Here is a 10,884-nt window from a genome sequence, read left to right on the forward strand (position 1 = left end):
GGAGAGGGGTGAATGTCGGACGATCTGGACGCACGCAAGAGTCAGATCCTGTGGGCGGTCGTCGATGACTACATCGCATCGGCAGAGCCGGTCGGATCGCGGACACTCGCGCAGAAATACAATCTCGGCATCAGCCCTGCCACCATTCGGAATGAGATGGCGGATCTCGAAATGCTCGGCTATCTGGAGCATCCGCACACCTCTGCCGGACGGATTCCCTCATCAAAGGGCTATCGCTTCTACGTTGACGGACTGCAGCCCGTTGCACCCGTGACGGACGCCGAGAAGAAGAAGATTCACGACTGGTATCGGAGACGCGTGCGGCGGCTTGACGAGGTGTTCCAAGAGACGGCGCGGCTGATTGCGGATGTGACGCACAATGTTTCGCTCGTGCTCGCGCCGCAGGCGGCGCAGTCGACGTTCCGTATGCTGCAGTTCCTGCCGCTCGATATGCGCCACGCAATCGCCGTGCTCATGACGGATGCGGGCTTTGTGGAGAACCGCATTGTCGAGATTCCCGACGGTGCGACATTTGCAGACTTTCAGCGCATGGCGGGGGCGGTCAATACGACGCTCTCGGGTAAGGCACTCAGCGATGTGACGAAGACAGATATGCGCCGTGTGCGCGATGCCATCGGCGACGAATCCATCTTCGTCGCGGCAGTGGAGGTCATGCACCGTGCGCTTGAGGGGCGGTCGGAGGATCGTCTCTACCTCGGCGGCACGGCGCAGCTGCTCGGGAATCCTGAGTTTCAGGATCTCGACCGCGTCCGTGCGATGCTGCTCGTGCTCGAGCGTGAGGATCTCGTCAAAGACATCCTGCATACCCATGCGGGCGAGGGGCTTGCGGTTACGATCGGACGTGAGCACGTGAACAGTACGTTCTGGGACAGCAGTTTCATCACAGCGACGTATCATGTCGACGGCAGACTGCTCGGGACGATTGCCGTGCTCGGTCCGACGCGCATGGAATACGCGAAGGCAATGCGTATCCTGGACTATGTGAACACGAATTTAACAGAGATGATCGATCAGCTGAAATGGTAGGAGAGGTGAACGGCTTGCAGGAAAAGGAAGAAATGACTGCAGAGGAGCAGCCCGTGGAGGAAGTGACAGAAACGGAGGACACTCCCGCAGATGTGACCGTGGAGGATGTCCCCGCAGAGGAGGACAGGGCTGCCGCACTCGAAGCGGAGCTAAAGGAAAAGGGCGACCGCATCCTGCGCTTGCAGGCGGATTTTGAGAATTTTCGCCGCCGCATGGGAAAGGAGAAGGAGGAGCTTTCCGCTGTCATCACGCAGAACATACTCACGGATCTCCTGCCGCTGCTCGACAATTTTGAGCGGGCAATGGCGGTGGAGCAGACGGATGTGGAGGCGTTTCAAAAGGGCGTGGAGATGATCTTTACGCAGCTGCGCGAGGTACTGGATAAGCACGGCCTTGAGAACATCGAGGCGGAGGGGCAGCCCTTTGATCCGAACATCCATCAGGCGGTCATGCGTGTCGAGAATCCCGATGTGGAGGACGGCACGATCACGCAGGTCTTGCAGAAGGGCTATCAGGCAAAGGGCAGAGTCATCCGCCCCGCGATGGTGCAGGTAGCCGGAAATTAAGAAGATAACATCTTATAAGGTTTTTGGAGGAATATAAAATGGCTAAAGTAATTGGTATCGATCTTGGAACGACGAACTCCGTTGTCTCCGTGATGGAGGGCGGCGAGCCGACGGTGATCACGAACCCCGAGGGCAGCCGCATCACGCCGTCCGTCGTGGGCTTTACGAAGGACGGGCAGCGTCTTGTCGGGCGTCTCGCGAAGAACCAGGCGGTCTCGAACCCCGACCGCACGATTTCGTCCATCAAGCGTCACATGGGCGAGGGCAACTATCATGTGACGATTGACGGCAAGAACTACACGCCGCCCGAGATCTCCGCGATGATCCTGCAGAAGCTCAAGAGCGACGCGGAGGCATACCTCGGCGAGACCGTTTCGCAGGCGGTTATCACCGTCCCGGCGTACTTCAACGACAGCCAGCGTCAGGCAACGAAGGATGCGGGCAAGATCGCAGGTCTTGAGGTGCTGCGCATCATCAACGAGCCGACGGCGGCAGCGCTCGCCTATGGTCTCGACAAGGATCAGGACGAGACGGTACTCGTCTTTGACCTCGGCGGCGGCACGTTCGACGTGTCCATTCTCGAACTCAGCGAAGGAGTGTTCGAGGTCAAGGCGACGAACGGCGACACGGTGCTCGGCGGCGACGACTTCGACAAGAAGGTTATGGATTGGATGGTCGCGCAGTTCAAGAAGGAGAACGGCATCGACCTCTCACAGGACAAGATGAGCGCACAGCGTCTCATCGAGGCGGCGGAGAAGGCGAAGATCGAGCTTTCGAGCATGAGCCAGACGAATATCAACCTGCCGTTCATCACGGCAGACGCAACGGGACCGAAGCATCTCGACCTCACGCTCTCGCGTGCGAAGTTCGACGAGCTGACGGCGGATCTCGTGGAGCGCACGATGATCCCGACGCGCAAGGCGATGGAGGATGCAGGACTTTCGGGGAATGAAATCGACAAGATCATCCTTGTCGGCGGTTCGTCCCGCATCCCTGCGGTGCAGGAAGCCATCCGCAAGATCCTCGGCAAGGAGCCCTCGAAGGGCGTCAATCCCGATGAGTGCGTCTCCATCGGCGCGGCGATTCAGGGCGGCGTTCTCGTCGGCGAGGTCAAGGACGTGCTGCTCCTCGATGTCACGCCGCTCTCCCTCGGCATTGAGACGCTCGGCGGTGTCTGCACAAAGATCATCGACCGCAACACCACCATCCCGACATCGAAGAGTCAGGTGTTCTCCACGGCGGCGGACAATCAGCCGGGCGTTGAGATCCACGTCCTGCAGGGCGAGCGCGAGATGGCGGCGGGCAACAAGACGCTTGGACGCTTCCAGCTCACGGACATCCCGCCCGCACCGCGCGGCGTGCCGCAGATCGAGGTCAAGTTCGACATCGACGCGAACGGCATCGTCAACGTGTCGGCGAAGGATCTCGGCACGGGCAAGGAGCAGAAGATCACGATCCAGTCCGACAGCGGCATGAGCAAAGAGGACATCGAGCGCATGGTCAAGGAGGCGGAGTCCCATGCCGCCGAGGACAAGGCGCAGAAGGAAGCCGTCGATGCACGCAATGCGGGCGATTCCCTCGTCTATCAGGCGGAGAAGGCGATCAAGGATCTTGGCGAGAACGGGGATCAGGCACTCGTCCAGAAGACGCAGACTGCCATCGACAAGCTGAAGGAAGCGCTCAAGGGCTCGGACATCGAGGCGATCAAGGCGGCGACCGAGGAGGCACGCCAGCCGCTCTACGAGCTTTCCGCTGCGGCATATCAGCAGGCACAGCAGGCGGCGGGGGCGGCAGGGGCAGCACCGGGCGCAGATGCGAATGCGGGCGCACAGAGCGCACCGCAGGACGACAACGTGGTTGACGCAGAGTTTACCGAAGTCAAGGACGATAAGAAGTAAGGTGGTATCGTGAGCGAGAAACGCGATTACTACGAAGTCCTGGGCGTCCAAAAGGGCGCCTCGGACGATGAGCTTAAAAAGGCATACAAGAAACTCGCGCGCAAGTATCACCCCGACCTCAACCGTGACGACCCCAAGACTGCCGAGGAGAAATTCAAGGAGGTCAACGAAGCGTACGATGTGCTGAAGGATCCGCAGAAGAAGGCGGCGTACGACCAGTTTGGTCACGATGCCTTCGACCCGCGGCGCGGCGGCTCTGCCGGAGGGAATCCCTTCGGCGGTGCCGGCGGATTCGGCGGCTTCGACATGAATGATATCTTCGATATGTTCGGCATGGGCGGCGGTGGACGCCGCGCACGCCGGCAGGGGCCTGAGCGTGGCGCAGATCTGCGCTATGACCTTGAGATTTCGTTTGAGGAGGCGGCATTTGGCAAGGAGGTCGAGCTCTCCATCCCGCGTGAGGAGAACTGTCCTACCTGCGACGGCTCGGGCGCGGCGAAGGGCTCAAGTGCGGAGACCTGCGCGACCTGTCACGGCAGCGGGCAGGAGCAGGTCATGCAGCGGACGATGTTCGGCAGCATGATGACCTCGCGCACCTGCAGCCAGTGCCACGGCACGGGCAAGATCATCAAGAATCCGTGCGGCGACTGCCACGGCACGGGGCGCAAGCGCATCACGAAGACGATCAAGGTCAACATTCCGCGCGGTGTGGACGACGGACAGCGCGTCCGCGTCTCGGGCGGCGGCGAGGCAGGTGTGCGCGGCGGCGCGAGCGGCGACCTCTACGTCTACATCTTCATCCGTCCGCACGAGCTCTTTCAGCGGCGCGGAAACGATGTTCTCATCGAGATTCCGATTACGTTCGTACAGGCATCGCTCGGCGATACGGTGCAGGTGCCGACACTCGACGGTGCAGTTGATCTCAAGGTACCTGCGGGCATCCAGACGGGTACGGTGCTGCGCGTGAAGGGCAAGGGCATTCCGAACCTGCGCGGTGCGGGGCGCGGCGACGAGCACGTTCGCGTCAAGGTCACGACGCCGCAAAAGCTCTCCTCGAAGCAGAAGGAGCTTCTCAAGGAGTTCGCCGCACTCAGCGGCGATGCGGTGAATCCGGAGCAGAAGAGCTTCACGGAGAAGTTCAAGGATCTCTTTGCATGACACAGCAGGCGGCTGCGGCTACACAACCTTGCCACAGCCGTCTTTTTGTGCATTGACATTGGTTCAGACATTTGTTAGGATAAACAGAATTGGTTTTTTGTGTTGGGACGCATGACGGCGGGAGGGCTCATGGAAAATGTCTATACGTTAGTCAAGCGTTTTTATTCGCAGAACGGGCGTGCAAATATCTTTGTCGCACGCACACTGATCGAACGCTATCTGCGTGCGGCAGCATGGCGCGGGCGGAGCAATGAGGAGCTCTGTGCAGACTGGCATTGCATTGAGGATTTCCTCACGGTCATTCAGCGGCGGGACGACTCGCTTGCGCGGCTCTTTATCCGCATTGACTACCTTGCACTCTTTTTCCGCTATGCCGATGCGCATATTGATCGCCGTCCTCTGAAACGTCATGCGGAGGATTATTTCGAGCGCATGCGCTCCTTTTTGACCTATCTCGACGAGACGGGCGACTACGACATCGACCTTGGCGAGCTCGACGCGGATCTCGAGATGTTCTACATCACGGGGCGGTTTCGTCTGCCCGAGCGCGTCGCGTGGGAGGAGATCGACGGACTGACGATCGAGGACATCGAGGAGGACGAACGCATCGAGATGGAGGAGTTGAACATTCGGCTCAATGAGCTCCTCCACCGCATCGGTGAATACTACCGTCGCCCTGAGTATCAGCTCGATATCGGACGCGCTGCGATGATCTACACGGGCGACCTCTACGATATGGAGGAGTACGAACACGCGTCGGAGGAGGAGAAGGAGACCTTTTGGCTGCGGTTCTGGGACTACTTTTTCTTTGACTATCATCTGATCCGCACGGATGAAACGCCGATCTCCCGCTACAGCGAGATGGAGTGGGACAATCTCAGCTACGATGACCGCGAGATCATCCGCGACCTGCTTGCGGCGCGGTTTGCCGTGCTCGCTGTGACGGAGGAATACGACGATCACGTTGTCTGCCGCGATATCCTGCGCGATGAGGAGGTCGTTCTGCCGCATCCGGATATCCCGGGGACGCTCACGAAGAGCATCCTCTTTGGACACATCTGTGATGAGGGCATGATGATGCTCAACTACATCACGGCGATTCCCGCGAGCAAGCGTCTGCAAAAGCGGATCAGCGACACCCTGCATCGGGCGTATGAGCTCTTTCAGATGCAGTCGCCCGAGGGGACGATGGATGATTTTCTCGCGCGCGAGGCGGCACTCGTACGCCACACGATCCATGTGCTCTCGACACTGGCACAGCTCAACGTGCTGCCGCGCCATGCGCTGCCCGATCCCATCGAGCGGACGATCGCTCCGCGCACCTGTGCGGAGGAGCTGGGGGTGCTTCATATCATTGCGGAGAAGATCGGCTTCAGCCGTTACGCACAGCTGCTCATGTGCGAGCTCTTTCTCGACTACGCGCAGACCGATCTCAAGCGCGCGCGTACGGCGGAGGCACTGACCGCGACGATCTTTCTCTTTGCCGAGATCAACAACATCGACCTCTCGCCGATCACGGAGCTCTATCATGTGGTCGGCTCGGATCAGAAAACAGTGCGTGCCGCGCAGAAGCGTATGCGCGAAGCACTGTGCTGTGTGCCCTATGACCCCCGCTATCTCGGGGAGGAGGGCTTTGTGACAATGCTCTACAGCGTTGTCCACGGGAAAGCAAACTTTTAGGGAGGAGGCTCTCATGGATCAGAACTCGCGTGTGCGGCCGATGAGCCGTGAGGAGAGTGCCGCCTATCGCGGCGTAACGGTGGATGAGAGCGGCGCAGAACCGCGTGCGGACGAGGGGCAGGCGCAGTATGGCGGTGCGCACGGCGACGGTGCATATGGGAGTGCGCCGCGCGGTTCCTCCGTACGCTATATCCGCATCGGCGGAGGACAGCAGAGATCGCTCCTCACGAGCCTTCTCTGGGCGGCGGTCGTCGGGACACTGCTCGCGCTCTTCATCTTTGTCGCATTGCCCGCCATCGTTATGGTCGTCGTGGGCGTGTTCGTTCTCGGCGCAGTTGTCAGCCTCCTCGGGCGCGGACGTATCCTGTCATGGTTCGTGCGTCGGCTGTATGGGCGGTGAGTATAGGGGAAACACGGTCGATTACGAAAAAAAGATTGACATACCGTATGGAAAAGTAGTATGGTTGGGACAAAAGAGCTAACCATCATTTTGCGATAATCAAATCCAAAGGTGTGTGATTGTGATGAATGGAATATGGTTGCGGCGACGGCTGTCCCTATTGGCTGCATTTTCTCTGTGCGGGGGGGGGCAGATGTTCTTTCATGATGCACATGCTGCTGATGTCTCCCATCAGCACGTGGCGTATGGCCCCGGCGACACGCTTCCGTCGTTCATCGCGGGCGGTGTGATCGACTCATCGACAGATACCGGCAATGTATATGGGAACACAGTGACCCTCACGGATGTACCGATTGGCTTTGTATCGGTGTACGGCGGGTATACCTCCGGTATTGGGAAGGCGACCGGCAACGAGGTCATTCTAAAGAATCCGAAGAGGCTTCCACCACGTTGGCCGACGATTTACGGCGGCTGGGCGAAAAAAAACGACGCGACCGGCAATACGGTCACGCTTTTAGGCGGGGTGGGAAACTATGGCGGAGCATGGTTGGATCTGTACGGCGGCGGCGGCGAAGACCCCACAAAAGACCGGATCACCGGGAATGTGCTGCAGGTCAAGGGGACGAAAAACGAAGTCAGCAGCATTAACAACTTTGAAAAGATAAGGTTTTTTCTGGACGACGGCATTGTGTCCCGGGATGCTATGATGAAGAACTTCGCCATACCCGGTGGCTTTGACTGGACGAAGATCGAGGTGGTCGGTGCGAAGACATGGGGAGAAAAGAGCAAAAAATCACAGTATGTCACGCTTGCCGTCGCCTCCACAACCTTTCGCGTGGTGAACTACGGCACCTCGTCCATCAACGGCACAACATCCGACGGCTATGAATATGGCATTCGTGATCAGAGGGACTTTTTTTACCCCGACCGTGTCTGGAAGATTTATTTTGAGCGGCATCCGTATCGGGACGCAAGGGTTATCTATGAGCCGGAGTCCGCGCCGCTCCCCCCGGATGCGGATACCGACTACGAACAGACGGTTTACGGGAATACCGTCTTTGCGGGGCTCTCGACACTGGGGCATACGACGACGCGCAACGTCCTGACCGTTGAGGGGCGTGAAATTGGCGGACTGACTCTGTTCGGCGGCAGAACGCTGTCGGATGTGGGCGACTCCACAGAAAACGAGGTGGTGCTCAAGAATGTGCGGGTACGGGGATGGCTGAACGTCCTCGGCGGATTCTCGGCGAAGAACAACGCAACGGGCAACATCGTAACGTTGGCAGGCGTGACAGGAAACGCGACAGACAATCTGACGCTGTACGGCGGATGGGGAGATGATCCCACAAAAGACCAGACCACCGGGAACCTGCTGCAGGTCAGAAGCATGGAAAACGAAGTCTATGATATTCATAACTTTGAGAAGATGAAATTCGTCTTGGATCAGGAAGATGTCACACCTGGGAGGACGATGCTCCATATAAGGAGGGATCTAGACTTTGACTGGAACAAGATCACGGTCAAAGGTCTCGACGGATGGACGGCACTGCACAAAACGAAGGAGACCGATCATCTGGCGGTCACTCTTTTCCAGGGACGGGCTAATCTGAACAACTACCGCCCGCGTTTTGTCGGGAATGCGGACGACTATGAGTTCGGCAGGACAGGGGATACCGATGCGGTCGGCACGGTCACTGTCGAGAAATTCATGCTGGATGGCGATCGCTTCCAAAACGCAGGAAAAGAGAGGAACGTCACAGCCCCCGGTACGACGGCACGCGGCACGTACGCAGGGCTGTCCATCTATGGCAATACGACGAATCACAACGAGCTGAACCTTACGGGCGGCAGCCATGCAGATGCCCGTGCGGGCTATACCGATGCAAAAAACGGCGGAGCGGATGCGAATACGCTGAACCTGTACGAGGGCGCATCGGTGACCAATGGCTATGCCGGCTATACGACCGGCGTTCACCTGCTGGTCAACCCGTGGGACAAGGACCATCCGGATCTTGTCGATGAGGCGAAGCACGCCGATGCGACACACAACATCATTAACATCAAGGGCGGTACGCTGAATGTGGGCGGCAGACTCTACGGCGGCTATATCGCGTCGAACACGGCACTCTCTGCTGTCTCGGCGGGCAACGCAGCAGACAACATCATCAACATCGAAAAAGGCACGTTCGGCATAGGTGCTGAAATCTATGGCGGCTATACGAACGGCACGGGCAAAGCGACGGGCAATACCGTCAACCTCGGTGTGGGGAGTCATGAGTTTTCTGCGCCCACACTCGCGCATGTCACCATTTACGGCGGCGCTTCGCCCGGCAGTGCGGCGGATGTCGTCACGGGCAACACGCTGAACGTCAACAGCCGAAATGCGCGTGCTGTGGATGTCAAGAACTTCGAAAACGTCAACTTCGACGTGGCGCACAACGTCAGCGTGGGCGACACCCTCCTGACGCTCACGAACGGCGGGGGCACCACGATTGACTGGTCGAAGATGACGCTCAAGAACCTTGACACCATCACGGCAAGCCCCACGACGGATCGTATCCTCACCCTCCTGCACAGCACGAACAACGTCACCTTTACGAACTACGATGCGGTACGCGCGCGGAATGCAAAGACAGAGGGCGACTATGAGTATGTTTTGAATACAGACAACAAAACAGCACAGGATAAACACGTCAATGTCACAGGCTACCGCTTTGCGAACAACCATCCGACCTACAGCGCGGGCTCTGACCCCGAGGCATGGGGCGGACGCAGCAAAATTGGCAACAACGTCGAAAAGAACGTGCTCACTGTGACAGGCGGCAGTATCACTGCGGCGGCCTACGGCGGCATTGCACAGAACCTTGCAGCGGGCGACGGCATAGACGGCTACAAGAAGACGGGCGATGCGGCAGAGAACAAACTCATTCTCGAAGGCGGCACGGTCAAGTACGGCTACGGCGCAGATGTCCGCACCGAGGCAGGAAACGCCACCAAGAATATCATTGATCTCAAGGGTGCAAGCGTGACGCACGATCTCAAGGGCGGCGCACTGACCCACGCCTCCGCAAGCGGCGCAGCCACGGGCAACACCGTCAACCTCCTCAGCGGCAGCGTTGGGGGAAGCGTCTACGGCGGCTTTGCCAACCATAACGGTACGACCACGGGCAACACCATCGCCATCGGCGACGGCACGAACAACGCCGCCGTCACCGTCACGGGTGATCTCGTCGGCGGCAACAAGGCAGCCACGGGCAACGTCCTTGCCATCAAGAGCAAGGGTGCTCACGTCGGCAGCCTCAGGAACTTCGGCACGATCAAGTTCAACCTTGGACCGAGCGTTGGCGACGGGGATACCGTCCTCACCCTGAATCAGGATACTACACTCACCTACAGCACCATCGAGAAGCCGACGAACACCACGGTCTCCGCATGGCTCGGCAACGTCATGGAAAAGAACGTACACCTCTTCCGGATGGCAGCGGGCAAAACCCTCACACTGAACGGCTACACCCCTGCAACGGGCAGCGAGCGTTCGGACGATGTCGAATACAGCCTTGTCACCGACAACAACCTGGCGGCAACCACCGGCGGCAGCCTTGACCTCTCGGCGTACAAGTGGCAGAAGGCCAACGTCGAGGTGAACGGCGGCACACATACGGACGTATTCGGCGGCAAGACCGTCTACCAAACGGACGGCAAAACCCTGCACAACAACCTCACCCTCAAAGCGGGCGCAACGTCACCAATGCCATCGGCGGCGACACACAGACCGCAAACGGCACGGCAGAGGAGAACACCCTAACGATCGACGGCGCAACGGTGACGAATGCCTACGGTGCCAAGACGAAGCACGGCAAGGCATACAAGAACCATGCCATCGCTGCGGGCGGCAGCGTCACCACCCTGGTCGGAGCACAGAGCGCGACGGGTGCAGCCGAAGAGAACGATGTGCTCATCAGCGGCGGCAGCGTCACCGGCAAACTCGTCGGCGCACAGAGCGCAGCAACGGCGACGAAAAACACCGTCGCGATCGAGGGCGGGGATATCAGCGACGCGAAGGTCATGGGTGCAGAATCCGCCGGCACTGCCGAGAAGAATGTCGTCACCATCACCAAGACCCCCACATCGAATG

General features: G+C 59.0%; 8 protein-coding genes. All 8 read left to right on the forward strand.

Features of this window, described 5'->3' with window-relative positions; genetic code table 11:
• Nucleotides 1-12: 12 nt before the first annotated feature.
• The gene (gene hrcA / locus ACO6BQ_RS02640) at nucleotides 13-1,047 is read left to right on the forward strand and encodes a heat-inducible transcriptional repressor HrcA (protein WP_489119378.1); all 1,035 of its coding nucleotides are present in this window, start codon (nucleotides 13-15) and stop codon (nucleotides 1,045-1,047) included.
• Nucleotides 1,041-1,613, forward strand: coding sequence for a nucleotide exchange factor GrpE (gene grpE / locus ACO6BQ_RS02645; protein ID WP_489119379.1), 573 nt, complete (start codon nucleotides 1,041-1,043; stop codon nucleotides 1,611-1,613). The genes hrcA and grpE overlap by 7 nt, the downstream gene beginning before the upstream one ends.
• Before the next feature lie 38 nt (nucleotides 1,614-1,651).
• The gene (gene dnaK, locus ACO6BQ_RS02650; RefSeq protein ID WP_489119380.1) at nucleotides 1,652-3,511 is read left to right on the forward strand and encodes a molecular chaperone DnaK; all 1,860 of its coding nucleotides are present in this window, start codon (nucleotides 1,652-1,654) and stop codon (nucleotides 3,509-3,511) included.
• A 9-nt stretch (nucleotides 3,512-3,520) separates the two neighbouring features.
• Nucleotides 3,521-4,669 carry a molecular chaperone DnaJ gene (dnaJ, locus tag ACO6BQ_RS02655; protein WP_489119381.1) on the forward strand — a complete coding sequence of 383 codons (1,149 nt, stop codon included), beginning with the start codon at nucleotides 3,521-3,523 and terminating at the stop codon, nucleotides 4,667-4,669.
• A 129-nt stretch (nucleotides 4,670-4,798) separates the two neighbouring features.
• The gene (locus ACO6BQ_RS02660) at nucleotides 4,799-6,349 is read left to right on the forward strand and encodes a hypothetical protein (protein ID WP_489119382.1); all 1,551 of its coding nucleotides are present in this window, start codon (nucleotides 4,799-4,801) and stop codon (nucleotides 6,347-6,349) included.
• 13 nt (nucleotides 6,350-6,362) lie between these two features.
• Nucleotides 6,363-6,749, forward strand: a complete 387-nt coding sequence (locus ACO6BQ_RS02665) for a peptidase M48 (protein ID WP_489119383.1) — start codon at nucleotides 6,363-6,365, stop codon at nucleotides 6,747-6,749.
• A 193-nt stretch (nucleotides 6,750-6,942) separates the two neighbouring features.
• On the forward strand, nucleotides 6,943-10,554 hold the full coding sequence (locus ACO6BQ_RS02670) for an autotransporter outer membrane beta-barrel domain-containing protein (RefSeq protein WP_489119384.1): 3,612 nt from the start codon (nucleotides 6,943-6,945) through the stop codon (nucleotides 10,552-10,554).
• Nucleotides 10,555-10,571: 17 nt separating this feature from the next.
• Nucleotides 10,572-10,884, forward strand: a 313-nt coding sequence (locus tag ACO6BQ_RS02675) for a hypothetical protein (RefSeq protein ID WP_489119385.1), incomplete at its 3' end; no start/stop codon positions are given.

Source organism: Centipeda sp. (in: firmicutes) (genome assembly GCF_057271695.1).

What these genes read in the sequence shown, in the direction of transcription:
- ACO6BQ_RS02665 (WP_489119383.1), top strand. Translation starts at nt 6,363, where the DNA reads ATGGATCAGAACTCGCGTGTGCGGCCGATGAGCCGTGAGGAGAGTGCC.
- ACO6BQ_RS02660 (WP_489119382.1), top strand. Translation starts at nt 4,799, where the DNA reads ATGGAAAATGTCTATACGTTAGTCAAGCGTTTTTATTCGCAGAACGGG.
- dnaK (WP_489119380.1), top strand. Translation starts at nt 1,652, where the DNA reads ATGGCTAAAGTAATTGGTATCGATCTTGGAACGACGAACTCCGTTGTC.
- ACO6BQ_RS02670 (WP_489119384.1), top strand. Translation starts at nt 6,943, where the DNA reads ATGTTCTTTCATGATGCACATGCTGCTGATGTCTCCCATCAGCACGTG.
- hrcA (WP_489119378.1), top strand. Translation starts at nt 13, where the DNA reads ATGTCGGACGATCTGGACGCACGCAAGAGTCAGATCCTGTGGGCGGTC.
- grpE (WP_489119379.1), top strand. Translation starts at nt 1,041, where the DNA reads ATGGTAGGAGAGGTGAACGGCTTGCAGGAAAAGGAAGAAATGACTGCA.